Consider the following 24,952-nt stretch of genomic DNA (forward strand, 5'->3'; position numbering starts at 1 on the left):
ACCTTAGCTGGCGCGGCGCCTGCGGCAACGCAGGAGCTTGCAGCCGCTGGCTGCGGAATTGCAGGCACGTCCGCTGCCGTGATACGCTAGGGGGATGAACTGGGACGATCTGCGGATCATCGCGGCGGTGCGCGACGGCGGCAGCTATGCCGGAGCCGGCAAGCGGCTGCGCATCGACGAGACAACCGTCGGCCGGCGGCTGGCGCGCATCGAGGCTGCGCTCGGCGTGCGGCTGTTCGAGGCGGTCGACGGCATGCGCAGGCCGACGCCAGCTTGCGAGACGGTGCTGGCGCATGTCGAGGCGATGGCGCAGCACGCTGCCGACATCACGCGCATCGGGGCCGCGCAGGCCGGAGTGAGCGGCCGTTTCCGTATTGCTGCCACGCCAGGGGTCGCTGAGACGATTCTGGCGCCGCGCCTTGCGGCGGTTCTGACCGCGCATCCGGGCCTGCGACTGCAGCTCTTGACGGCGAGCGGCAATGTCAGCTTTTCGCACTGGCAGGCCGATTTCGCGATCCGGCTGCGCAAGCCCGAGAAGGGCGATTTCACCATCACCCGGCTCGGCAGCATCGGGCTTTATCTCATCGAGCCGGCAAGCGCGGCACCGAGCCTGGTCTGCGCCTATCCGGACGAGCTCGATGCGATTCCCGAGCAGCAGGCCTTGAAGCAGCGCAAACTGATCGATGCCGCGCGCTGCGTCACCGACAATGTGCGGGTGATGTCGGAGGTGTTGCGCAGCGGACGGGCTGTCGCCGTGTTGCCCGAACATGCCTGCCGCGATCTGTTCGGCGATGCATCGCTTCGAGTGACGCAACTACCCAGGCGCCGCGACGTCTGGCTGCTGGTGCAGACGCATTTGAAACGCGATCCGGCGGCACGCGTCGTGATCGATTGGCTCCGAAGTTGTTTTGTGGACTACCAGGCGCGGGAGTGACCAGCTCGTAGCCCGCATGAGCGAAGCGATTTGCGGGGTCATCGACACGGCTCGTGAGGCCCCGGATGTCGCTCCGCTCATCCGGGCTACAGACGATCAGACGCAGCGTGGCTTGGGGATCGGTAGGGTGGGCAAAGCGGCCGCCGCCAGGCGGCGGCGTGCCCACCATCGTGCGGCGAACACAACGGCAAGACGGTGGGCACGGCGCGCAACTGCGCACCACAAACGCACGGCGTGCCAGGCGCCTTTGCCCACCCTACACACGCCAGACGTGTAGCCCGCATGAGCGAAGCGATTTGCGGGGTCACCGACACGGCTCGTGAGGCCCCGGATGTCGCTGCGCTCATCCGGGCTACGCGCTGTGCCCAGCGCAAGCGGGCGAATTCCCGCACAAACGAAAACCCCGGCATTGCTGCCGGGGTTTTGCAACGATCAGATGGAAGCCGGACTTAGAAGTCCATGCCGCCCATGCCGCCGCCCGGAGGCATCGCGGGGCCGGCGGCGGCCTTCTTCGGCAGCTCGGCGACCATCGCCTCGGTCGTGATCAAGAGGCTCGCCACGGAGGCGGCGTTCTGGATCGCGGTGCGCACGACCTTGGTCGGGTCGATGATGCCCTTGGACACCATGTTCACGTAGTCGCCCGACTGCGAGTCGAAGCCGTAGGCATACTGCTCCTTCTCGAGGATCTTGCCGACGATGACCGAACCGTCCTCGCCCGCGTTGATGGCGATCTGGCGGGCCGGAGCGGAGAGCGCCTTGCGGACGATCTCGACACCGGTCTTCTGGTCCTCGTTCTTGGTGCGGACACCCTTGAGCTGCTCGGAGGCACGGAGCAGGGCGACGCCGCCGCCCGGCAGGATGCCTTCCTCGACAGCCGCGCGGGTCGCATGCATCGCGTCGTCAACGCGATCCTTGCGCTCCTTCACCTCGACCTCGGTCGCGCCGCCGACGCGGATCACCGCGACGCCGCCGGCGAGCTTGGCCAGACGCTCCTGCAGCTTCTCACGGTCGTAGTCCGAGGTGGTCTCCTCGATCTGCGCCTTGATCTGCGCCACGCGCGCCTCGATGTCGGCCTTCTTGCCGGCGCCGTTGACGATCGTGGTGTTCTCCTTGTCGATCATCACCTTCTTGGCGCGGCCGAGCATGGAGAGGTTGACGTTCTCGAGCTTGATGCCGAGGTCTTCCGAGATCGCCTGGCCGCCGGTCAGGATCGCGATGTCCTGCAGCATGGCCTTGCGGCGGTCGCCGAAGCCCGGCGCCTTGACGGCGGCAACCTTCAGGCCGCCACGCAGACGGTTCACGACGAGCGTAGCCAGAGCCTCGCCCTCGACGTCCTCGGCGACGATCACCAGCGGCTTGCCGGTCTGCACCACGGCCTCGAGCAGCGGCAGCAGCTCGTTCAGCGACGACAGCTTCTTCTCGTTGATGAGGATGTAGGCGTCGTCCATCTCAACGCGCATCTTGTCGGCGTTGGTGACGAAGTAGGGAGAGATGTAGCCGCGATCGAACTGCATGCCCTCGACGACGTCGAGCTCGGTCTCGAGCGACTTGGCTTCCTCGACGGTGATGACACCCTCGTTGCCGACCTTCTTCATGGCGTCGGCGAGGAACTTGCCGATCTCGGAGTCGCCGTTGGCGGAGATGGTGCCGACCTGGGCGATCTCGTCGTTCGACGTGACCTTCTTGGAGTTCTTGACGAGATCGGCCACGACCGCCTCGACCGCGAGGTCGATGCCGCGCTTCAGATCCATCGGGTTCATGCCGGCGGCAACCGCCTTGGCGCCTTCGCGCACGATGGCCTGGGCCAGCACGGTCGCGGTGGTGGTGCCGTCGCCAGCCGCGTCAGCGGACTTCGAAGCGACCTCGCGCACCATCTGTGCGCCCATGTTTTCGAACTTGTCGTCGAGCTCGATCTCCTTGGCGACGGTGACGCCGTCCTTGGTGATGCGCGGCGCACCGAACGACTTGTCGAGGACGACGTTGCGGCCCTTCGGACCGAGCGTGACCTTCACGGCATTGGCGAGAATGTCCACGCCGCGCAGCATGCGGTCGCGGGCTTCGACGCCGAACTTTACGTCTTTCGCTGACATATTGGGTTTCCCTGAGTTTTGATCGAGGTCCTCGTCCCGAGGAGCCCGCGCACGTCGCGGGCGTCTCGAAGGACGAGATGAGGAGGTGGTTGAGGCCTCATCCTTCGAGACGCCGGCTGCGCCGGCTCCTCAGGATGAGGATCGACAGCGCTTAAGCGGCCTTCTTCTTGGCGCCGGCGTCGGTCAGGACGCCCATGATGTCGCTTTCCTTCATGATCAAGAGCTCTTGGCCGTCGATCTTGACCTCGGTGCCCGACCACTTGCCGAACAGCACGCGGTCACCGACCTGGACGTCGAGCGGGACCAGCTTGCCGCTCTCGTCGCGGGCGCCGGGGCCCACCGCGATCACTTCGCCCTGCGAGGGCTTTTCCTTGGCCGAGTCGGGGATGATGATGCCGCCAGCGGTCTTCTCTTCGGCGTCGATGCGCTTGACCACGACGCGGTCGTGAAGCGGACGGAAAGCCATACAGTCCTCCTAAGCTATTGAGGCGATTGTCAGTTTCTGGAAATTTGGCAGTCGGTGCCGGCGAGTGCCAGCACGCGGGCTGGATTTAGGGGAGAGTTTTCAGCCGGGCAAGGCCTTGTAGCAGAAAAATTAGCAGTCAACTTCGCGCTCTGCCAAAGCGTTCCGATAGCGTTAACGAGCGCAGAACGAACCGCGAAACCCCGTATTAGCACCTGGGCTAAGTGGCTGCTAATGCAGCATTTTTCAACATGCCGTTAAACATTTAAGCTTGAGATGCGTTCAGGACATGCGTCACATTTCTTTTGCAGTGAGCGCATCTTTGCCGGGTGGCTCCATCCCGGTTGGCCACGCGGACATGCGCTCCAGAAACGGAGGGTTGGCATGGTGTCGAGGGTTGAGGTTTCCGAGGACTTTCGGAAACAGGTGCTGGGTTACGGGCTGACGACCGCGCAGATCCTGTATCGGATGCCGGACCATCGCTCGCTGCTGCAGACCTATGTCTGGCAGAACTACGACCTGTTTCCGAAATTTCCGGCGCTGCAGGATTTCCTGGCGTTCTGGCAGGAGAAGATCGAAGGCCCGCTGCACTCGGTGACGGTGGCGCATTCGAAGCTGATCAAGCCGGCCGAGCTGCGCGCCGTGGATGGCGTGTTCAGGCTGCATTGAGTTGCCGTAGCCCGGATGAGCGCAGCGACATCCGGGTTCAACGATGCCGCGCGTGAGAACCCGGATGTCGCTGCGCTCATCCGGGCTACGCGTTCGCTGACAGCTATGACACCGGTGTCATTCCGGGCTCGTGCTGCGCACGCCCTGGAATGACGAGCATTTGTGGAGCGTCTGCGGAGTTCTTCCAATCTGTGATAGCCTTGGGCGCGAGGACCACCAGGGAGAGCGCCATGGCCAGGAAGAGCCGCAGCACCAATTCAGCATCTCGCGCCGCCGCCAAGGCCGCGCCAAGTAAGACCGCAAAGACCAGGCAAGCGGCGAAGACCCTCGCCAAGACTGTGGTCAAAACGCCCGCCAAGCCGGGCAAGGCGGCCGCGCCGTCCGCGCGCAAGGCGCTTGTCAGCAAGGGTCGCACCATTTCGGCGCCGCGACGGCCGAAGCAGAAGATCGCGATCAGCCATCACCGCGAGGCTGACTTCAAGGCCGACGGTCTGCGCGCCTACGCGCATTATCGCGACCTCGGCATTGCCGCCGCCACGCACGGGCTCGCCCGTGCGCATGTCATCCGCATGCTGCCGCCGTGCAATCCGCAGGAGGTCTCCAAGCTGCACATCCATGCCGTGGATTTCCAGATGGTCTATGTGCTCAAGGGCTGGGTGAAGAGCTATCTCGAAGGCGTTGGCGAGACGCTGATGACGGAGGGCAGCTGCTGGACGCAGCCGCCGAAGATCCGGCACATGATCCTCGACTATTCCGACGACGTCGAGCTGCTCGAAGTGATCCTGCCGGCCGATTTCAAAACGGTCGAACTCTCGACGTAAAGCCGACAGAAACGGATGGAAACATCGTCGCGTGATGGCGGCGGCCGTCGCGCGTGTGTGTTGACGTCCGGTCTCGCGTCACGGAGACGGACGGGCTGGCGACGAATGCGGAAGGTCGCGTTCGGCGCGGGCTTGTGTAAGGCGTATCCGTCCCGTTGCCGTCCTTCGTCGTCCAATACGCTCCCGCGAGCAGGCTCGCACCGCGGATCCGCGCGCCAGGGCAGTCCGGCTCCGCCGGCGAATGCTTCGATCGAGCCCAGGATCAGGCCCAGGCGCATCGCGAGGACATCGACTGGCTCCGCGCCATCGCGGTGCTCGCGGTCGTCGGCTTCCATTTCGAGGCGCCGGCGATCTTCGGCGGCTTCGTCGGCGTCGATATCTTCTTCGTCATTTCGGGCTATCTGATCACCGGCCTCATCGCGGCCGAGATGGCCCGAGGGCGATTCTCGTTCGCGGGCTTCTACGAGCGCCGCGTGCGGCGGCTGTTGCCGGCCCTTTACGTCATGGTGGCGTTCGCGGCGATCCCGGCGGCCAGCGACCTGCTGAGCTCGGAGCGCACCGAATTCTTCCGCTCCGCGGCCGCCGTCGTCACCTTCACCTCGAACGTCTTCTTCTGGCTGCGGGCCGGCTATTTCGATCATGCTGCCGTGGAGAAGCCGCTGCTGCATACCTGGTCGCTCGCGGTCGAGGAGCAGGTCTACCTGGTGCTGCCGGTGCTGGTCTGGGCGGTGCTGCGGCTGGCGCGTGGCCGCCGATTCGTGCTGCCGCTCACACTGGCGCTGCTCGCTGCGGCCTCGTTCGTGCTGAGCCTGTTGTTGATCAGCGGCCACGCGTCCGTGACCGCGTTCTTCCTCAGTCCGCCGCGGGCCTGGGAGTTTCTGCTGGGCGGGCTGGTGGCCGTCTCGGGCCTGCCGGCGCCGCGCCCGGGTCTGACGCGGGGCGCGGCGCGTACGCTGGCGCTGTTGCTGTTGGCCATCCCGATCCTGTCGCTGCGTCCCGGATCAGGCTTCCCCGGCGCCAACGCGCTGGCGCCGTGCCTCGGCGCGGCGCTGTTCCTGTGGAGCGGAGAAGGTGTCCCCAACTCGGCGCGAAGCCCGTTGTCGCCGCTCAGTGCAGTGGCGTTCGTCGGCCGCATCTCCTATTCGCTGTATCTCTGGCATTGGCCGCTGTTTGCCTTTGCGCGCTTTGCCAAGCCGGGCCTCGCGCTCGACGGCGGCGAGCGGGCAGTCCTGTTCGCGCTGACGGTCGCGGTGGCCACCTTGTCCTGGCGCTATGTCGAGCAGCCCTTTCGCGAGCGCCGCCTCGTGCCGACGCCGCGCGCCGCCTTCGGCCTCGCCGCGCTGGCGAGCGTGATCCTGCTCGTCGGGAGCGCCATCGGCCTGCTGCGCAGCGACGCCGCCTCCGATGCCGATCGCGCGGCGCAGCGCCTCGACGCCTACAACACCTATGACATGAAGCCGGTCTATCGCTACGGCGCCTGCTTCACGACGCCCGACGGGCGCGTCGCCGAGGACTGCCTGCGCGCGGACACAGGCAAGACCAACATCCTGCTGTGGGGCGACAGCTTCGCCGCACATGCCTATCACGGCCTCAAGCTGCAGCTCGATCCTGATCGCGTGAACATCATGCAGGCGACCCAACCGACCTGCATGCCGACCTTCAGCGCGGAGACGCAGAGCGTTCCGGCCTGCCGCGCGCTCGCCGCGCAAATGCGCGATCATCTCGCCTCACACCGGCCCGATCTCGTGGTGATGGCGGCGGACTGGCTCGAGGATGCGCGGCCGCCGCGCTACGCCGGGATGCTGCGGGACCTCAGGTTGACCTTGGCGCGCCTAAGCGAGGCCGGCATTCCGGTGGTGATCCTCGGTCCCGCGGTGCAATTCCGGGCGCGGTTGCCCTCGATGCTGGCCCGCGCCACGCTGCGCGGCGTCACGCCGGATCCCGCCATGTTCGTCCGCTCGGACATCTTTGCGTTGGATCAGGCGATGCAGGCGGCGCTGCCGAGCGGCGAAGGGCTGTTCTATGTCTCGATCCTGTCAGCCGTGTGCGCAGAGCGCGGCTGTCCGCTCACGGTCGGCGACGTGCCGCTGTCGTTCGACCATGCGCATCTGACCGCCGAGGGCTCCGTGCATGTGATGGGCAAGGTCGCGCCGCTGATCCTGCCACGCGCGATGCTGTCAGGCTCAATTCAAGAGGCCGACGATCGCGCCCATCAGGCAGGTCGTGAGGGTGCCCGAGACGATTGATTTCAGCCCGAGCGCGTTGATCTCGTCGCGCCGCGTCGGCGCCATGGTGCCGAGGCCGCCGATCATGATGCCGAGGCTGGCGAAGTTGGCGAAGCCGCACATCGCATACAGCATGATCAGCCGCGCCCGCGGGTCGAGCGCGGCGGGGTCGAGCTTGGCCAGCTCGACATAGGCGATCAGCTCGTTGAGCACCGTCTTGGTCCCCATCAGGCTGCCGGCGGTGACGGCCTGCGACCAGGGCAGGCCCATCAGCCAGCACACCGGCGCCATCAGCAGGCCGAGCAGGCGCTGCAGGGACACGGGCGCGCCGCCGATGGCGGGCAGCAGCGACAGGATGGCGTTGGCGAGATGCACCAGCGCCACCAGCACCAGGAGCAGCGCGACGATGTTCATCAGGAGCTCCAGCCCGGCGCTGGTGCCCTTGACGATGGCGTCCATCGTCGAGGAGGCCTGCATGTCGGGATCGCCCAGCGCGCCACCGGTGAGCTGCTTCGAGGTCTCCGGCACCATGATCAGGCTGATCAGGATCGCCGCCGGCGCGCCGAGCACCGAGGCGATGACGAAATGCGCGGCGGCGTCTGGAATCAGCGGAGCCAGAAGCGCCGCATACAGCACCAGCACGGTGCCTGCGATCCCGGCCATGCCGCCGGTCATGACGAGAAACAATTCGCTGCGCGTCATCTGCGCGAGGTAGGGCCGGATGAAAAGCGGCGCCTCGACCATGCCGAGGAAGACGTTGGCCGCGGTGGACAGGCCGACGGCGCCGCCGACGCCGAGCGTCCGCTCCAGCAGCCAGGCCATGCCGCGCACCAGCGGCGGCAGCACGCGCCAGTAGAACAACAGCGTGGTCAGCACGCTCATCACCAGCACGATCGGCAGCGCCTGGAAGGCGAGCACGAAATCGGCGCCGGGCGCCTTCAGGTCGAAGGGCAGGGTGCCGCCGCCGACATAGCCGAACACGAAGGACGTGCCGGCCCGGGACGCTGCGGAGATGGCGCCGACGGCGTCGTTGATGGTGCCGAAGGCGCGGGCCACCGTGGGGACCTTGAGTAGGACGACCGCCGTGAGCAGCGTCACCATCAGGCCCAGCGCGGCCTGCTTGAGCGACACCGCGCGCCGGTTCTCGCCGAGCGCCCATGCGATCGCGAGCAGCGCGACGATCCCGAACGCCGATTGCAGCTGCAGCATCAATGCCCCCAATTCCCACGCGATTATGAGCTGACGGAACAGCCCCGCGCAATGCCATGCGGCCCATGCGGCGGCTGCGATTGACAAGCATCCGGGCCTGCGTCACGCAGGCGCCATCATGTCGACCACCGTCCCGCTCGGCGCGCGCGATCTCCTCAAGCAAAGCGCGTTCCTGCTGTTTCTGTCGTCCCGCAGCCTGTCGCGCTTCGCGAGCCAGATCGCGGCGGTGGCGATCGGCTGGCAGATCTACGATCTCACCGGGCGCGCCTTCGATCTCGGCATGGTCGGGCTGATCCAGTTTTTGCCGACCGGGCTGCTCGTGTTCGTCGCCGGCAGCGCCGCGGACCGCTTTCCGCGCAAGCGCGTGGTGCAGCTCTGTCAGCTCGCCGAAGCGCTGACGGCGCTCTATTTGTGCTGGGGCGCCTATGCCGGCCAGCTCGGCGAGCTGCAGCTGTTCGCGGCAACCTTCGTGCTCGGCATTGCCGGCGCCTTCGAGAGCCCGGCCACCGCGGCGCTGCTGCCGCTGATCGCGCCGGAGGGCACGTTGCAGCGGGCGAGCGCGCTGTCGAGCGGCGCGGCGCAGCTCGCGACCATCGCGGGCCCCGCCATCGGCGGCTTCGCCTATGCGGTCGCGCCCAGGCTGCCCTATGGCATCATGATGCTGTTCTGGCTCGCCGGCATGGCGTTGACCGGCCTGATGCAGGTGCCCGACGACGTGCCGGCCGGGCGCCTCGACGGCAGCAAGGACGATCTGTTCGCCGGCGTCCGCTTCATCCGCGCCAATCCCGCGATCCTCGGCACCATCTCGCTCGACCTGTTCGCGGTGTTGCTCGGCGGCGTCACGGCGCTGCTGCCGATCTACGCGCGCGACGTGCTCGACACCGGGCCGTTCGGCCTCGGCGTGCTGCGCGCGGCACCCGCGGTCGGCGCGCTGGCGATGACGGCGGTGCTCGCTCGCACGACCATCAAACGCCGCGTCGGCCTGCGCATGTTCCAGGCCGTCATCGTGTTCGGCGCGGCGACCGTCGTGTTCGCGGTCTCGCACATCATGTGGATTTCCGTCCTGGCGCTCGCCATTCTCGGCGCCGCCGACACGATCAGCGTCGTGATCCGCTTCTCGCTGGTGCAGCTCGCGACCCCCAACGAGATGCGCGGCCGCGTCGGCGCGGTCAATTTCCTGTTCATCAACGCCTCCAACCAGCTCGGCCAGTTCGAGAGCGGCGTCACCGCCGCGCTGTTCGGCGCGATGCCCGCGGCCATTATCGGCGGCCTCGGCACGATCGCGGTGGCGCTGTTGTGGATGAAGATTTTTCCTGAGCTGCGGAAGGTGGAGCGGCTGGAGTAGGGCTTCGTAGCCCGGATGAGCGAAGCGACATCCGGGTTCACCGACACAGCGCGTGAGAACCCGGATGTCGCTACGCTCATCCGGGCTACGCGGTTGCATCCTTGACGGCTATCATCGTCCGACATTGAATGGGTGCCATCCGCTTCACGCCTCGGACATTCGCGATGGTTCGCTATCGACGTCATCGCCTGGCTGGCGGCGCATACTTTTTCACGCTGGCCCTCGCAGATCGCCGATCCCGCGCGCTGGTCGAACACGTCGACCTGCTCCGGCGTGCATTCCGCGCGACGCGTGACGAACGGCCATTCGAGATCGATGCCATCGTCGTGCTGCCCGACCATCTGCATGTGGTCCTGACGCTACCTCACGACGACGCCGATTTTTCTGGACGCTGGCGAAGGATCAAGGGGCAATTCAGCTCTGCCTTGCTGCATTCGGGTATCGCCGTGCCACGACGACGCAATGGCGAACTCGCGTTATGGCAGCGGCGATTCTGGGAGCATACAATCCGCGATGACGACGATTTCGAGCGGCATGTCGACTACGTGCATTTCAATCCGGTCAAGCACGGCCTGACCAGGCGAGTTTGCGACTGGCCACATTCGTCATTTCACCGTTATGTGCAGGATGGCGCTCTGCCCGAGGATTGGGCAGGTGATCTCGGCGCGGACGAGGCCGATTATGGTGAGCCAATCTTGTAGGCCCGGATGAGCGAAGCGACATCCGGGTTCACCGACACAGCGCGTGAGAACCCGGATGTCGCATTGCTCATCCGGGCTACGAAGCCCTCACCCCCGTCCCACGAACGGCATCTTGGTCGCCATCACCGTGATGAACAGGACGTTGGCGCTGAGCGGCAGGCCCGCCATGTAGGCGACCGCGTCGCCGACGGCTTTCACGTCCATGCGCGGCTCGGGCATCATGCGGCCGTCGGGCTGCAGCACGCCGCCGACCATGCGCTCGGTCATCGGAGTCTCGGCGTTGCCGATGTCGATCTGGCCGACGGCGATGTCGTAGGCGCGGCCATCGAGGTTCGAGGCTTTCGTCAAGCCGGTGATGGCGTGCTTGGTCGAGGTGTAGGGCGAGGAGAACGGGCGCGGCGCATGCGCCGAGATCGAGCCGTTGTTGATGATGCGGCCGCCGCGCGGGCTCTGGTCCTTCATGATGCGGAAGGCGTGCTGCGTGCACAGGAACGGCGCGGTGAGGTTGGTGGCGACCACCGATTGCCACTGCTCCATCGTCAGGTCTTCGAACGGCACCGGCGGCGCGCCCATGCCGGCATTGTTGAACAGCACGTCGAGCCGGCCATAGGTCGACTTCACGGTCTCGAACAGCGCCGCGATCGAGGCGGGGTTCATCATGTCGGCGGAGACGGGAAGGCTCATGCCGGCCGGGCCGAGCTTGGCGGTCTCCTCCAGCATCTCCTCGCGGCGGCCGGCCAGCACCACGGTGAAGCCGGCGTTCATCAGCGCCAGCGATGCGGCGCGGCCGACACCGGTGCCTGCGCCCGTCACCAGCGCTATCTTCTTTGCCTCAGCCATGTGTCCTCACCTTTTCACGTTTTGCAGTTTTGAGCGTTCGACAGCGTCAGTGCTTCACTTCGCTCTGAGTCTTATAGGGCGGCCGCGGGATGTTGTTATGCGCCGCGCGCAGGGCCGCCGACCAGCGCGAGCGGAGGTCGTGGAAATAGGGCTCGCCGGCCTCGATGCGGTGGTTGAGATCCGCCTCGCAGGCATCGGAGCGCACCACCAGCACGTCGATCGGCAGGCCGACGCCGAGGTTCGAGCGCATCGTCGAATCCATCGAGATCAGGCCCGTCTTGAGCGCCTCATAGAGCTCGACGTCGTAGTGCATGGCGCGGTCGAGCACCGGCTTGCCGTATTTGTGCTCGCCGATCTGCAAATACGGCGTGTCCGTCGTGCACTCGATGAAGTTGCCGGCGGTGTAGACCATGAACAGCCGCATCCGCGAGCCCCGGATCTGGCCGCCGAACAGGAAGGAGACGTCGAACGAGATGTCCTCGGCCTTCAGAGCCGGACCTTCGGTCGCATGCACCATGCGAATCGCCTTGCCGATGCGCTGCGCTGCCTGGAACATGGTCGGTGCGTTCATCAAGGTCTCGACCTCGCCGGTCTCGGGATCTTCCATGCCCTCGGTCAGGGTCGACAGCACGGACTGGCTGATGGCGAGATTGCCGGCACTGGCGACCGCCACGATACGCTCGCCGGGATTGGAGAAGATGTGCAGCTTGCGGAAGGTCGAGACGTTGTCGAGACCGGCATTGGTTCTTGTGTCCGCGATCATGACGAGCCCGTCACGCACCAGAATTCCGCAGCAATAGGTCATCGTCAGTCCCCTCGAGCCAGAGCGCGAATAGTTAGCGAAAATCGGCGGTCCGTCCAACCCTGCAATGCCGTAGCCCGGATGAGCGAAAGCCGGCGCCCGGAGGGCGCGGGCGGGAGCGATATCCGGGGTCTCACGCGGGCTCTCGGTGAACCCGCATGTCGCAACGCTCATGCGGGCTACGGGAGGAAATTCAGGACTGGCGCTGCGACTGCGATTGCGACTGGCCGCCGCGGCCGACCTGCTCGACCTTCACCTTGACGGCAAGCGTCTCGGTGCCGCCGCCGTAGCGGGTGCCGCGCACCGGGGCGGCGCCGAGATAATCGAGGCCGATCGCCACCCGGACATGGGCGTCGGTGGAGCAGATGCAGTTGGCGGCATCGAAACCGACCCAGCCGAGATCCGGCACATAGGCCTCGGCCCAGGCGTGGCCCGCGTCCTGGTGCACCGCACCATCAGAGCGCAGGAAGTGGCCGGACACGAAGCGGGCCGGGATGCCCGCGGCGCGCGCCGAGGCGATGAAGATGTGGGCGTAGTCCTGGCAGACGCCGCGCTTCAGCACGAACGCTTCCGCCGCCGAGGTGCCGCTATGGGTCGGGTCCTCGTCGAAGGTCATGTGCTCGTAGACTTGGCTCATCAGCGTGTGCAGGAAGCCGAGCACGTCGCTCTCGGATTCCGCGCGCAACTCGCGGACGATCGTGCTCATGGCGGCGTTCGCCGTCGTCAGCGGGGTCTGGCGCAGGAAGAAGCCGGGCGGAAACCGCTCGTCGGTGCCCTTGAGCACGCCGCCGGTGTCGTGGGTCTCCACCAGGCCTTCCGCGGTGATCGTGAGGTCCTGCAGCGCACCATGGGTGATGACGTGGGTGACGTTGCCGAACGCGTCCTCATGCATGTCCAGGCGCGAATCGGTCGACACGTCGATCTGCCATTCCGCCACATACTGGCCGTCATGGCTGCCGGGCGTCATGCGGATGATCTGGATGACGCCGGTCGCCGCCGGCTCGTAGCGGTAGGTGGTGGAATGGGAGATACGCAGGCGCATGGTCGTGTCCGATAGGATGCCGGTCTTTCCACCGTCAAGCCCGGCCATGACGACGGCCGAGAACTTTTCACCTTACTCGATCAGATCAGATATTGCTTGGTGATGATCTCGCCGAGCCGGGAATTGTCGGCGATGAACTCCTGAATGAACTCATGCACGCCGCGCTGGAAGATGTCGTCCATGTTGGAGTGCTCGAGCCGGTTGCGGACGCCGCGGGCGTGGCGCTGCGACGGGCCCTGGCGGCCATAGGCGACGCCGATCTGGTCGAGATTGCGGACGAGATTGCCGTAGCAGCTGGCGAGCGAGCGCGGCAGCGTGTCGTTGAGGATCAAGAGGTCCGCGATCAGCCAGGGTTTCAGCGTCTCGCGATACACCCAATGATAGGCGGTCAGCGCCGACACCGAGCGCAGGATCGAGGTCCACTGGTAGTAGTCGAGCGGGCCGCCGACATGCTCCTCCTCGGGCAGCAGCACGTGATATTTCACGTCGAGAATGCGCGCGGTGTTGTCGGCACGTTCGAGATGCAGCCCGAGCCGTGAGAACCAGTAGGCGTCGTTGCGCAGCATCGTCCGGTAGGCCGAGCCGTCGAAGCGCAGCGAGGTCTCCTGCACGAAGCGGAGGAACCGCGCCAGCTCCTCGCGGGTCTTGGTGCCCTTGCTCCAGACCTCCTGCAGCTCGATCCAGGCGCCGTTGATGGTGTCCCACATCTCCGAGGTCAGCGCGGTGCGCACCGAGCGGGCGTTGAGGCGCGCGGCCTCGATGCAGTTCTTGATCGACGACGGGTTCGACTGGTTGAACGACAGATATTCGACGACATTGTGCTCGTTGGCCTCGGGATAGGCCTCGAAGAAGCTCGCCGAGACACCGGCGGTCAGCAGCGCCGATTCCCACTCGTTGGTCTTGCCGATATAGGCTGCGGGCAGGGCGGTGACGCGCAACGTGGCGTCGATGGTGCGGGCGAGATACTCGGCGCGCTCCACATAGCGGGCGAGCCAGTACAGGTTTTCGGCGGTGCGCGACAGCATGGGCGGTTTCTATCGGCTGTTTGGCATGTGCTTGCTCGGGCAACGCGGAGATGCGCTGAGCGGCAAGATGGGTGTGGAATCACGAAGAGATGTCTTCACCACTTGCTCGGTGTACCCTCTCCCCTTGTGGGAGAGGGTGGCTTCGCGAAGCGAAGCCGGGTGAGGGGTCTCTCTCCGCGCTTGAATATGCCGAGAGAACCCCTCACCCCGCGCCGAGCTGGCGCTCGTCGCGACCCTCTCCCACATGGGGAGAGGCTGCAGCGTCGCCGTGGAAAGATGCGCACTCTCGCTGGAACGACTGCTACTCATCCAGCACCCATGTATCCTTCGTGCCACCGCCCTGGCTGGAATTCACCACCAGCGATCCCTCCTTCAGCGCCACGCGGGTGAGGCCGCCGGGCACGATGGTGGTGCGGTCGCGGCCGGTCAGCACGAACGGCCGGAGATCGACGTGGCGCGGAGCCAGTCCAGAAGGGACGCAGGTCGGACAGGTCGAGAGCGCCAGGGTCGGCTGGGCGATGAAACCTTCCGGCTCGCGCTTGAGCTTGTCGCGGAAAGCCTCGATCGTCGCTTTCGTCGCGGCCGGGCCGATCAGCATGCCGTAGCCACCGGAGCCGTGGACCTCCTTGACGACGAGCTCGCCGAGATGGTCGAGAACGTAAGAGAGATCCTGCGGCTCGCGGCAGCGCCAGGTCTGCACGTTCTTCAGGATCGGCTCCTCGGCCAGATAGAACTTCACGATATCCGGCATGTAGGAGTAGATCGCCTTGTCGTCGGCGATGCCGGTGCCGACCGCGTTGGCGAGCGTGATATTGCCGGCGACATAGGCCGACATCAGCCCGGGCACGCCGAGCGCCGAATCCGGGCGGAAGGTGAGGGGATCGAGGAAATCATCGTCGACACGGCGGTAGATGACGTCGACTCGTTTCAGGCCCTCCGTCGTCCGCATGAACACCTCGTCGTTCTTGACGATGAGGTCGCGGCCCTCGACCAGCTCGATGCCGAGCTTGTCGGCCAGGAACGAGTGCTCGTAATAGGCGGAGTTGTAGATGCCCGGCGTCATCAGCGCCACCGTCGGCTCGGCCGAGGCGCTGAGCGGCGCGACCGAGCGCAGGCACGACAGCAGCTCGTCCGGATAGCGCTCGACCGGCGCGACGCGGTGGCGCGCGAACAGGTCCGGAAACAGCCGCATCATGATCTCGCGGTTTTCCAGCATGTAGGACACGCCGGATGGCGTGCGCGCATTGTCCTCCAGCACGATGAAGTCGTTGGCATCGACGCGGACGATGTCGATGCCGGCGATGTGCACATAGACGTCGTGCGGCACGTCCTGGCCGTTCATCTCCGGCCGGAACACCGGGTTCTGGAAGATCAGGTCATCGGGCACCACGTTGGCGCGCAGGATGTCGCGGCCGTGATAGATGTCGCGTAGGAACATGTTCAGCGCCTTGACGCGCTGCTTCAGGCCCTTCTCCAGCAGGGTCCATTCCTTGCCCGAGAGGATGCGCGGGATGACATCGAACGGGATCAGCCGCTCCTGTGCCTCCGCCTCGCCATAGACCGCGAAGGTGATGCCGATTCGCCGGAACAACAGCTCCGCCTCGTGGCGGCGATATTCCAGCGCCTCCGGTGGCGTTTCTTTCAGCCACCGCGACAGCTCCTGATAAGCCTGACGGACGTCGCCGCCCGGCTCGTTCATTTCGTCGAACGCAACTGCCATAGATGCCCGTGTGTCCCAGCCTCGTCATACACTGCATGACTCCCGAGGATGGTAGCAAGGGCCGGGCCAGCGCGATATGCATTCTCCCGCGGCATTTCGTGGGGGGTGCGGAAATCGTGCCCGAAAAACCGGCTGCGCGATGCTCAAATCCGCGGCATAGACTGCGACGTTCCGGATGACATTGGCGCCGAGCCGGGCCAAAAGAGACGGGATATGCGAGGAGAAACCATGAGCGAGATCGTCACCGCGGGGTTGCTGGTCATCGGCGACGAGATCCTGTCCGGCCGGACCAAGGACAAGAACATCGGCTTCATCGCCGAATACCTGACCAATCTCGGCATCGACCTCAAGGAGGTGCGGGTGGTCTCGGACGACGAGGGCGACATCATCGCCGCGCTGGATGCGCTGCGGCACCGCTACACCTATGTGTTCACGACAGGCGGCATCGGGCCGACCCATGACGACATCACCGCCGATTCGATTGCCAAGGCGTTCGGCGTCGGCATCGACCATCATCCGGAGGTGGTGGCGCGCTTCCGCGAGCGCTGGAGCGAGCAGGAGCTCAACGAGGCCCGGCTGCGCATGGCGCGGATCCCCGACGGCGCCGAGCTGATCCAGAGCGCGACGATCCTGGCGCCGGGCTTCAAGCTCGGCAATGTCATCGTCATGGCCGGCGTGCCCTCGATCATGCAGGCGATGATGGACATCGTCGCGCCGAAGCTGAAATCGGGCGTGCGCATGCTCTCGGAGACCGTGCGCGCCAACGCCCGCGAGGGCGACATTGGCGGCCCGTTGCGCGAGATCGCCAAGGCGCACCCGGACACCATCATCGGCAGCTATCCGTTCATCGACGAGGACCAGAAGCCGAACACGCACCTCGTGGTGCGCTCGCGCGACCAGCAGAAGCTGTCGGCGGCGATGAGCGCGGTGAAGGAGATGCTCGCGGGGCTGAACGTGACGCGGTAAAGCAGGTCTGGATTTCGAGAACGGACGGGGCGAGATGACGGACAAGACGTTGACGGCAGAGGAGCGGGCGGGGCGGGCCTTCCCGGTGTCCTGGGATCAGTTTCACAGGGATTGCCGGGCGCTGACCTGGCGGCTGAACGATGCCGGCCCGTTCGGCGCGATCATCGCGATCACCCGCGGCGGGCTGGTGCCCGCCGCGATCGTCGCGCGCGAGCTCGGCATCCGCGTGATCGATACGGTCGGCATCGCCAGCTATGACCACACCCGGCAGGGCGAACTGAACGTGCTGAAGGCGATCTCGGAAGACACGCTGAAGCTCGGCAGCGGCACGGGCAAGGGGCTCTTGATCGTCGACGACCTCGTCGACACCGGCAAGACCGCGCAGCTGGTCCGGGAGATGCTGCCCGACGCGCATTTCGCCACCGTTTACGCCAAGCCGAAGGGCCGTCCGCTGGTCGATACCTTCATCACCGAGGTGTCGCAGGACACCTGGATCTTCTTTCCCTGGGACACCGCCCTGTCGTTCGCGCCGCCGCTGCGCGACGGAGCGGCCTAGGCCGACGTCGTCATTGCGAGCGAACCGACGTGTCCGCCATAGCTCGAAGGCCGACGGCGGAAGCAATCCAAGGCTGTGGACGGGACTCTGGATTGTTCGTCGCTTCGCTCCTCGCAATGACGGCTGACGCGGAGCCCCGCCATGCCGCTGCAGAACCGCGTCACCCCGATGGGCGACATCGTCGCAACGCCGCATCGCGGGACGTTCACGGGCAATCGCGGCATCATCCATGACCCTGCGACCAGGACGCTGCTGAACAAGCGCTGGTCGAGCCCGGCCTGGCTGGTCTGCCTGTGCGAGTTCCGCGGCAAGCGCCGCGAGGTGATGGCGACGCGGAGCTGGACCGAGCTGTTCTTCCTCGACGAAGCCACCGCGCTCGCCGCCGGCCATCGGCCGTGCTTCTATTGCCGCCGCGAGGATGCCAACCGGTTTTGCAGGGCCTGGGAGCAGGGCAACGGCGTCAGCGAGGCGCGAGCGTCCGAGATCGACAAGGTGCTGCACCACGAGCGGCTGGAGCGCGGCCGCAAGCGGCTGTATCCCTTGCTGATGCCGTGGACCGCGTTGCCCGACGGAGCGATGGTGCGATCGGGAGACGAGAGCTTGCTGATCCTGAAAGGCAGGGCGTCGCCGTGGTCGTTCGCCGGCTATGGCCCTCGACGTGACGACATCGCCGCGCCGCTGCTGCTGACGCCGCCATCCACATTGCGCGCGCTGCAGGCCGGCTATCGCCCCGTGCTGCATCCGAGCGCGCGGGCTCCGTAGCCCGGATGAGCGCAGCGATATCCGGGGTCTCACGCGTGGCTGTGGTGAACCCGCATGTCGCTTTCGCTCATGCGGGCTACCGTCACGCAAACCTTTGCCGCGCGAGCTTCGCGCCGGTGCCCAAGGCCATCAGCTTGGCCTCGGCGATCTCGCGGCGCATCGGGGCCATGCCGCAATTGGTCGTCGCGATGATGTTCTGTTTCGGCACCACCTTCATGACCTCCTCGAGCGTCTTGCAGACGTCCTCGGCGGTCTCGATCTCGTCGCTGGCGACGTCGATGACGCCGGCCTGCACGATCTTGTTCTTCAACAACCCGAGCAGCTCGATCGGCACCTTCGAATTGCGGCATTCGACGGCGACCTGCTGGATCGTGCTGGCGTCGATCACCGGGAAGGTCTCTTCGTATTGCCGCCATTCGCTGCCGAGCGTCTCCTTCCAGTCGGTGTTGGCCTTGATGCCGTAGCCGTAGCAGATGTGGACGGCGGTCGGGCAGGTGAGGCCTTCGGCGGCGCGCTCCAGCGCCTTGATGCCCCAGTCGCGCACCTCGTCCATGTAGACGTTGAAGGCGGGCTCGTCGAACTGGATCATGTCGATGCCGTCGTCGTGCAGCGCCTTGGCTTCCTGGTTCAACAGCTCGGCGAAGGCGAAGGCCATCTTGACGCGGTCGCCGTAGTAGTTGTCGGCGATGGTGTCGATGATGGTCATCGGCCCCGGCAGGGTGAACTTCACGGCGCGCGTCGCGTGCGTGCGGGCGATGCGGGCCTCGTCGCCATGGACGCGGCCCTTGAGCGACAGCGGCGCCACCACCTGCGGCACCATCGCCTTGTAGCGGTCCTTGCGGATGCCCATCTCGACCTTGCGCGCGAAGTCGATGCCTTCGACACGCTCGAGGAAGCCGTGCACGAAATGCTGCCGCGACTGCTCGCCCTCGGTGAGGATGTCGATGCCGGAATCCTCTTGCAGCTTCAGCGCCAGGATGGTGGCGTCGCGCTTGGCGCGGGCGAGCTCGTCACCCTTCGACTTCCACGGCGCCCACAGCACGTTCGGCTCGGCAAGCCATTCCGGCTTGGGCAGCGATCCTGCGATGGTGGATGGAAACAGCATGGTCGGACTCCGTCGGCATAGGGGCAGTCAGGCTTGAGCGCCTGTCTGCCATGGCTTAACTGTCAGGTACAGAAAGAACGGAGGCCGGACACGCGTTCCGCAGCGCGGCATAAGGGACCGGACACGATTGGGGAAGGATGAAGGGAGAGGCATGATCGACCTCCATTACGCGCCGACGCCGAACGGCTGGAAGATCTCGATCATGCTCGAGGAACTCGGGCTGCCTTATACCGTCATTCCCGTCGACATCCGTGCCGGAGACCAGTTCAAGCCGGATTTCCTGGCGATCAGCCCGAACAACCGGATTCCGGCGATCATCGACCACGCTCCGGCAGACGGGGGCGAGCCGTTGTCGGTGTTCGAGACCGGCGCGATCCTGATCTACCTCGCCGACAAGACCGGGCGTTTTCTGCCAACGGAAATGCGCGCGCGCTCGCGCGTGGTGCAATGGGTGATGTGGCAGATGGCGGGGCTCGGGCCGATGATGGGCCAGCACGGTCATTTCGCGCTGTACGCTGCGGAGAAAGTGCCCTACGCGATCCAGCGCTACCGCGACGAGGTCGCGCGCCTGTTCCACGTGCTCGACGTGCAGCTCGGCAAGACCGGCGCCTACGTCGCGGGTGAGGACTACTCGATTGCCGACATCGCCTGCTTCCCGTGGATGATGACGCACAAGGCGCAGGGCTTCACGCTCGACGACTATCCGAACATCAAGCGCTGGTACGCAACCTTGCGCGCGCGGCCGAAGCTGCAGGCGGGTCTTGCGATCGGCAAGTTCGTGAAGGAGCCGTTCAACGACGAGACGCGCCACGTGATGTTCGGCGCGCGGGCGAAGGAGATGACGGGGCGATCGTGAGCCAGCGCCACGGACGCATCATGGGCGTTACGATAAACCCATCCAGACCGGCCGTGTCGCCCCTGGATTGCTTCGTCGCGGAGCCTGTCATCGGGCCGCGCTGTGCGCGGACCCGTTGGCTCCTCGCAATGATGGCGGCGAGAGTGATGAGCGCCAACTCCCTCCGCCGTCATTGCGAGCGCAGCGAAGCAATCCAGGGGCAGCACGAATAGTCTGAATGACTCGACGCTCTCGATGACGAACTCATAAAAGACCTTGAGGAAACACATGATCGAATTCTTCTTCGACTGCTCCAGCCCCTGGACCTACCTCGCCTTCCACAACATCCAGCCGCTCGCGCGCGAGTTCGGCGGCGACATCGTCTGGCGGCCCATTCTCGTCGGCGGCATCTTCAACACCGTCAATCCCAGCGTCTATGCGCAGCGCGAGAAGCCGGTGCCGGCCAAGGCGGCCTATATGCTCAAGGACCTCGGCGACTGGTCGCGCTCGGCGGGGCTGAAGATCAAGATGCCGCCCTCGGTGTTTCCGGTGAACAGCGTCAAGGCGATGCGCGGCTGCATCTGGCTCGGGCAGGAGATGGTGCCGTTCGCCCGCGCCGTGTTCGAGATCTACTGGGGCGAGGACCAGGACATTTCGCAGGATGCGGTGCTCGCCGAAGTGTGCCGGCGGGTCGGCATCGATGCCAAGGCGCTGTTCGACGGGATCGCGCAGCAGGGTATCAAGGATCAGCTCCGCATCAACACCGAGGAGGTCGTCAAGCGCGGCGGCTTCGGCTCGCCGACGATCTTCGTCGATGTCAACGACATGTATTTCGGCAACGACCGCCTGCCGCTGATCCGCGAGGCGCTGGCGAAGCGGCGGGCGACCTGATGCCGCGCGCGATCGTCTGCCGCGAGCTCGGGCCGCCGGAGAAGTTGCGGCTGGAGGAGCTGCCGGCTCGTTCGCTCGGCGATGCGGAGGTGCGGGTGAAGATCCGCGCCGCAGGCATCAACTTCCCGGACATTCTGATGGCCGCGGGCGAGTATCAGCTCAAGCCGGAGCTGCCGTTCACGCCGGGGGTCGAAGCGGCGGGTGACGTGATCGAGGCAGGTGCCGCGGTGACGGATCATGCGGTCGGCGACAAGGTGATCGTTCGCATGCGTTTCGGCGCCTATGCCGAGGAGGCGGTGGTCGCGGCGAGCCAGCTCACGCCGCTGCCGTCGCCCTTCGACTATGCGGAAGGGGCGACCTATCTCGCCGGCCACGGCACTGCGCATCACGCACTGGTCGATCGCGGCCAGCTCAAGCCCGGCGAAACCCTGCTGGTGCATGGCGCGGGCGGCGGAGTCGGGCTTGCCGCGGTGGAGCTCGGCAAGCTCATCGGCGCGACGGTGATCGCAGCCGCCTCATCCGAGGAGAAGCTCGCGGCGGCCCGCGCGCGCGGCGCTGATCACCTCGTGCTCTATGCGCGCGAGCCGTTCCGCGACGCCGTCAAGCGCATCACCGGCGGCCGCGGCGTCGACGTCGTGTTCGATCCGGTCGGCGGCGAGGTGTTCGAGAACAGCGTCCGCTGCATCGCCTGGGGCGCGCGGCTCTTGGTCATCGGCTTCACCGGCGGCATCGGGCTCGCACGGACGAACCTGATTTTGATGAAGGGCGCCAGCGTGCTCGGCGTGCGCGCAGGCGAGGCCGTGCGCCAGGATCCCGAATTGGGCGAGCGGAGGATGGCGGTGCTGCTGGCCTGGGCGGAGGACGGCAAGCTGCGCCCCAACGTGTCACATCGCGTGCCGTTCAAGGATTACGCCGCCGCGATGCGCCTGCTCATCGACCGCAAGGCAATCGGGAGGGTGGCGATGGTGATGGATTCGTAGCCCGCATGAGCGGAGCGACATGCGGGTTCACCGACACACCGCGTGAGACCCCGGATGTCGCGATCTCCGGCGCCCTGCGGGCCCCGGCGATCGCTCATCCGGGCTACGGCACATTGAGGCACCGCGCCGCTACACAACCGGTGTCGTCCCGGCCTTGAGCCGGGACCCATACCGCGTGATCCATCTCGTGGCACCCTGAACGTCGTTCTTCGCCAAACCCGAGCCGGTGGCTATGGGTCCCGGCTCAAGGCCGGGACGACAGCCGAGGATGTCGTGCGTGCGCACTCGGACACTACTTGTACTCGCGCTCGTCCCACCACGGGAAGTAGTCCGGCATATCCTTCGTTACCGTGTTCTTGAACTGTGCCGGACGCTTCTCCAGGAACGACACCACGCCTTCCTTGACGTCATCCGAGCGGCCCCGCGCATAGATGCCGCGGCTGTCGACCTTGTGGGCCTCCATCGGATCGTCTGATCCCATCATGCGCCACATCATCTGGCGGATCAGCGCGATCGAGACCGGTGCGGTCTTGTCGGCGATCTCGCGCGCCAGCGCGCGGGCGGTCGGCAGCAGTTCGTCCGGCGGCACGACCTTGCTGACGAGGCGGCCGGCGAGCGCCTCCTGCGCCGGGAAGACGCGGCCGGTGTAGCACCATTCCAGCGCCTGCGAGATGCCGACGATGCGCGGCAGGAACCAGCTCGACGCCGCCTCGGGCACGATGCCGCGCTGGGAGAACACGAAGCCGAACCGCGCCGCCTCGGACGCAATGCGGATGTCCATCGCGAGCTGCATGGTGACGCCGATGCCGACGGCCGGGCCGTTCACGGCCGCGATCACAGGCTTCAGAGACTTGAAGATGCGCAGCGTCACCTGGCCGCCGCCGTCGCGCACCTGCGGATCGGAATAGTCGACGCGGCCGTCGGCGTACCGCTTCACCGGCCCGCGCTTGGCATCGCGGTCGAACGTGTCGGCACCGGAGGAGAGATCGGCGCCGGCGCAGAAGGCGCGGCCGGCCCCGGTGACGATGATCGCCCTGACGCCGTCATCCTTGTCGGCGCGGTCGAAGGCGTCGATGAGCTCTTCCATCATCGTGCCGGTGAAGGCGTTGAGCTTCTCGGGGCGATTCAGCGTGATGGTGAGGATCTTGTCGGCGACGTCGTAGAGGATGGTCTGGTAGGTCATGAGCGTTTCCCAATGTATTGTTGTTCTCGTTGTTAAAAACGTCATTCCACGTCGATGCGCAAGCTTAGACCCATACGACGCGGCAATGGGCGTGCGACATTCCGTAGGGTGGGCAAAGACGGCGGGCGCAAAGCGCGCGGCGGCGTGCCCACCGTTTCCGCGGATGGTGCAGCGGTGGGCACGGCGCCCATCAGCAGCGGCGCGCGTGGATCGTCCGGTGAGCGCGCCTTTGCCCACCCTACGAGCAGGATTCGCAGTCCGTAGCCCGCATGAGCGCAGCGACATGCGGGGTATCACGCGCTGTGTCGATGAACCCGGATGTCGCTGCGCTCATCCGGGCTACAAGACTTCACTTGGCCGGCGCCTTCGGCCATGGCCGCTGCTCGCCGCGCAGGCTCTCGAACGTCTTGGCCATGCCGAGCACGCCGACATCGTCGAAGCGGCGGCCGACGATCTGCAGGCCGATCGGGAAGCCGTCGGGATCGTAGCCGGCATTGACTGAAATCGCCGGATTCTCCGACATGTTCCACGGCACGGTGTAGGTGATGTGCTCGAACGGTTTCTCGGGATCGTTGACCGGCGAGGCGAATTCGGCGGGAAACTTCACGCCCGGCGAAACCGGCGAGATGATGTAGTCGTAGTCGCAGAACAGCTTTGCGGCGGCTGCGCGCAGCGCCATGGTGACATTGAAGCCCCTGACGACCTCCACACCCGACAGCGCGGTGCCGCGCTCGGCCCATTGCAGAATGTAGGGCAGGGTCTTCGCGCGCACCTCCGGCGCGAGCCGGGCGAGATCGTCCCACAGCCGCGCGCGCCAGAAATTGTCGAGGCCGTCGAGCATGTCGCGGGTGAGAAAACCCTTGACCTCGGTGATCACGGCGCCGGCCTCCTCGAACGCTTTCGCGGCGGCCAGCGTCGTCGCGCGCACCGGCTGCTCGAGCGCCTGGCCGACGCCGCCGAGATCGAGCATCAGCCCGATGCGGAGCTTGCGCACCGGCTTCTCGGCGACCTTCCAGTGCAGATCCGACGGCGGCAGGCTGGTGCCGTCGCGGCGGTCGGGCTTCGACAGCACGCTCATCATCAGCGCGGCGTCGTCGACGATGCGCGTCATCGGACCTGCGACGCGGCCGACATAGGGCGGGTCGATCGGCACGCGGCCGAAGCTCGGCTTGAGGCCGACGAGGCCGCACCAGGACGCCGGCAGCCGGATCGAGCCGCCGATGTCGGTGCCGACATGCAGCGGGCCATAGCCTGCTGCAGCCGCGGCACCCGCACCGGCGCTGGAGCCGCCGGGGTTCATGCGGAGATCCCAGGGATTGCGCGTCAGCGGATGAAAGCTCGACAGGCCCGACGACAGCATGCCGTAGTCGGGCATCGTGGTCTTGGCGAAGATGATCGCGCCGGCCTCGCGCAGACGCGCCACGGGCGGCGCGTCGGCTGCGAGCGGCGCGCGCGTGACGCTGGCTGCGCCGAGCGGCATAGGCTGGCCCTTGGTGGCAATGTTGTCCTTCACCGTCGCCGGCACGCCGTCGAGCACGCCGGCCGGTTCGTCATTGACCCAGCGCTCGGTGGATGCCTTGGCCGCGGCCCGCGCGGCATCGACATCGAGCAGATACAGCGCCTTGATGTCGGGCTCCCATACCGCGACATGCGCCAGCACGTCGTCCATCACTTCGGATGGCGAGAACTGGCGCGCGCGGTAGCCGGCGATCAGGTCTACGGCGGAGAGATCGTGCAACGAGGTGACGTCGTCTGAAACGGGCTTGTGCATGCTGGTCCTCCGTCGCC

At 66.1% G+C, this 24,952-nt stretch carries 23 protein-coding genes; 12 read left to right on the forward strand and 11 right to left on the reverse strand.

Translation table 11 applies throughout. The annotated features are described in order from the left end of the window. Positions 1 to 94 precede the first annotated feature (94 nt). A complete protein-coding gene (locus tag BRADO_RS13560) occupies positions 95 to 934 on the forward strand; it encodes a LysR family transcriptional regulator (protein WP_011925900.1) in 840 nt (279 codons plus the stop codon). A 449-nt stretch (positions 935 to 1,383) separates the two neighbouring features. Here the strand turns inward: BRADO_RS13560 and groL are convergent, their stop codons facing one another. Together groL and groES are read right to left on the reverse strand one after the other, a co-directional pair. After that, a complete protein-coding gene (gene groL / locus BRADO_RS13565) occupies positions 1,384 to 3,024 on the reverse strand; it encodes a chaperonin GroEL (RefSeq protein WP_011925901.1) in 1,641 nt (546 codons plus the stop codon). A gap of 151 nt (positions 3,025 to 3,175) precedes the next feature. Continuing rightward, the gene (groES, locus tag BRADO_RS13570; protein WP_011925902.1) at positions 3,176 to 3,490 is read right to left on the reverse strand and encodes a co-chaperone GroES; all 315 of its coding nucleotides are present in this window, start codon (positions 3,488 to 3,490) and stop codon (positions 3,176 to 3,178) included. 381 nt (positions 3,491 to 3,871) lie between these two features. Between groES and BRADO_RS13575 the strand changes: the two genes are divergently transcribed. The 3 genes from BRADO_RS13575 to BRADO_RS13585 all read left to right on the forward strand — a co-directional run bounded on the left by BRADO_RS13575 (position 3,872) and on the right by BRADO_RS13585 (position 7,223). Then, positions 3,872 to 4,156: an usg protein gene (locus tag BRADO_RS13575; protein WP_009030613.1), complete on the forward strand. Its 285-nt coding sequence runs from the start codon at positions 3,872 to 3,874 to the stop codon at positions 4,154 to 4,156. 230 nt (positions 4,157 to 4,386) lie between these two features. Then, positions 4,387 to 4,977: a cupin domain-containing protein gene (locus BRADO_RS13580; protein ID WP_011925904.1), complete on the forward strand. Its 591-nt coding sequence runs from the start codon at positions 4,387 to 4,389 to the stop codon at positions 4,975 to 4,977. Positions 4,978 to 5,132: 155 nt separating this feature from the next. Further along, positions 5,133 to 7,223, forward strand: coding sequence for an acyltransferase family protein (locus BRADO_RS13585; protein WP_256374616.1), 2,091 nt, complete (start codon positions 5,133 to 5,135; stop codon positions 7,221 to 7,223). Here BRADO_RS13585 and BRADO_RS13590 read toward each other — a convergent pair. Continuing rightward, positions 7,161 to 8,411 (reverse strand): NupC/NupG family nucleoside CNT transporter, encoded by a 1,251-nt coding sequence (locus BRADO_RS13590; protein WP_011925906.1) that lies wholly within the window; start codon positions 8,409 to 8,411, stop codon positions 7,161 to 7,163. The genes BRADO_RS13585 and BRADO_RS13590 overlap by 63 nt on opposite strands. Positions 8,412 to 8,529: 118 nt before the next feature. Between BRADO_RS13590 and BRADO_RS13595 the strand changes: the two genes are divergently transcribed. Both BRADO_RS13595 and BRADO_RS13600 read left to right on the forward strand, forming a co-directional pair. Continuing rightward, positions 8,530 to 9,756 (forward strand): MFS transporter, encoded by a 1,227-nt coding sequence (locus tag BRADO_RS13595; RefSeq protein WP_011925907.1) that lies wholly within the window; start codon positions 8,530 to 8,532, stop codon positions 9,754 to 9,756. 164 nt (positions 9,757 to 9,920) lie between these two features. Further along, positions 9,921 to 10,457, forward strand: a complete 537-nt coding sequence (locus BRADO_RS13600) for a transposase (protein ID WP_011925908.1) — start codon at positions 9,921 to 9,923, stop codon at positions 10,455 to 10,457. An 87-nt stretch (positions 10,458 to 10,544) separates the two neighbouring features. Here the strand turns inward: BRADO_RS13600 and BRADO_RS13605 are convergent, their stop codons facing one another. From BRADO_RS13605 to BRADO_RS13625, 5 genes are all read right to left on the reverse strand, one after another. Then, entirely contained in the window at positions 10,545 to 11,297 is a 753-nt protein-coding gene (locus BRADO_RS13605) for an SDR family oxidoreductase (RefSeq protein ID WP_011925909.1), read from the reverse strand. A gap of 46 nt (positions 11,298 to 11,343) precedes the next feature. Then, on the reverse strand, positions 11,344 to 12,102 hold the full coding sequence (locus BRADO_RS13610) for a peptidase (RefSeq protein WP_009031967.1): 759 nt from the start codon (positions 12,100 to 12,102) through the stop codon (positions 11,344 to 11,346). A 190-nt stretch (positions 12,103 to 12,292) separates the two neighbouring features. Beyond that, entirely contained in the window at positions 12,293 to 13,141 is an 849-nt protein-coding gene (locus BRADO_RS13615) for a transglutaminase family protein (RefSeq protein WP_011925910.1), read from the reverse strand. Positions 13,142 to 13,221: 80 nt separating this feature from the next. After that, positions 13,222 to 14,166 (reverse strand): alpha-E domain-containing protein, encoded by a 945-nt coding sequence (locus tag BRADO_RS13620; protein ID WP_011925911.1) that lies wholly within the window; start codon positions 14,164 to 14,166, stop codon positions 13,222 to 13,224. Between the two features lie 301 nt (positions 14,167 to 14,467). Then, complete coding sequence (locus tag BRADO_RS13625) at positions 14,468 to 15,886, reverse strand: circularly permuted type 2 ATP-grasp protein (RefSeq protein WP_011925912.1); 1,419 nt, start codon at positions 15,884 to 15,886, stop codon at positions 14,468 to 14,470. A 228-nt stretch (positions 15,887 to 16,114) separates the two neighbouring features. Between BRADO_RS13625 and BRADO_RS13630 the strand changes: the two genes are divergently transcribed. From BRADO_RS13630 to BRADO_RS13640, 3 genes are all read left to right on the forward strand, one after another. Then, a complete protein-coding gene (locus BRADO_RS13630; RefSeq protein ID WP_011925913.1) occupies positions 16,115 to 16,852 on the forward strand; it encodes a molybdopterin-binding protein in 738 nt (245 codons plus the stop codon). Between the two features lie 34 nt (positions 16,853 to 16,886). Continuing rightward, positions 16,887 to 17,408, forward strand: coding sequence for a xanthine phosphoribosyltransferase (gene gpt / locus BRADO_RS13635; protein ID WP_011925914.1), 522 nt, complete (start codon positions 16,887 to 16,889; stop codon positions 17,406 to 17,408). Positions 17,409 to 17,549: 141 nt separating this feature from the next. Next, positions 17,550 to 18,170: a hypothetical protein gene (locus BRADO_RS13640; protein ID WP_011925915.1), complete on the forward strand. Its 621-nt coding sequence runs from the start codon at positions 17,550 to 17,552 to the stop codon at positions 18,168 to 18,170. Between the two features lie 82 nt (positions 18,171 to 18,252). Here the strand turns inward: BRADO_RS13640 and BRADO_RS13645 are convergent, their stop codons facing one another. Beyond that, positions 18,253 to 19,275, reverse strand: a complete 1,023-nt coding sequence (locus tag BRADO_RS13645) for a methionine synthase (RefSeq protein WP_011925916.1) — start codon at positions 19,273 to 19,275, stop codon at positions 18,253 to 18,255. 151 nt (positions 19,276 to 19,426) lie between these two features. Here BRADO_RS13645 and BRADO_RS13650 point away from each other — a divergent pair, with 151 nt between their 5' ends. The 3 genes from BRADO_RS13650 to BRADO_RS13660 all read left to right on the forward strand — a co-directional run bounded on the left by BRADO_RS13650 (position 19,427) and on the right by BRADO_RS13660 (position 21,981). Beyond that, positions 19,427 to 20,131, forward strand: coding sequence for a glutathione binding-like protein (locus BRADO_RS13650; RefSeq protein WP_011925917.1), 705 nt, complete (start codon positions 19,427 to 19,429; stop codon positions 20,129 to 20,131). Between the two features lie 267 nt (positions 20,132 to 20,398). Beyond that, complete coding sequence (locus tag BRADO_RS13655) at positions 20,399 to 21,001, forward strand: 2-hydroxychromene-2-carboxylate isomerase (RefSeq protein WP_011925918.1); 603 nt, start codon at positions 20,399 to 20,401, stop codon at positions 20,999 to 21,001. Further along, the gene (locus BRADO_RS13660; protein WP_011925919.1) at positions 21,001 to 21,981 is read left to right on the forward strand and encodes an NADPH:quinone oxidoreductase family protein; all 981 of its coding nucleotides are present in this window, start codon (positions 21,001 to 21,003) and stop codon (positions 21,979 to 21,981) included. Before BRADO_RS13655 ends, BRADO_RS13660 begins: the two co-directional genes overlap by 1 nt. Before the next feature lie 292 nt (positions 21,982 to 22,273). Here the strand turns inward: BRADO_RS13660 and BRADO_RS13665 are convergent, their stop codons facing one another. Further along, positions 22,274 to 23,164, reverse strand: coding sequence for a crotonase/enoyl-CoA hydratase family protein (locus tag BRADO_RS13665; RefSeq protein ID WP_011925920.1), 891 nt, complete (start codon positions 23,162 to 23,164; stop codon positions 22,274 to 22,276). Between the two features lie 349 nt (positions 23,165 to 23,513). Continuing rightward, positions 23,514 to 24,935, reverse strand: coding sequence for an amidase (locus tag BRADO_RS13670; RefSeq protein WP_011925921.1), 1,422 nt, complete (start codon positions 24,933 to 24,935; stop codon positions 23,514 to 23,516). Positions 24,936 to 24,952 lie beyond the last annotated feature (17 nt).

The organism is Bradyrhizobium sp. ORS 278 (assembly GCF_000026145.1).
Lineage (GTDB): Bacteria > Pseudomonadota > Alphaproteobacteria > Rhizobiales > Xanthobacteraceae > Bradyrhizobium.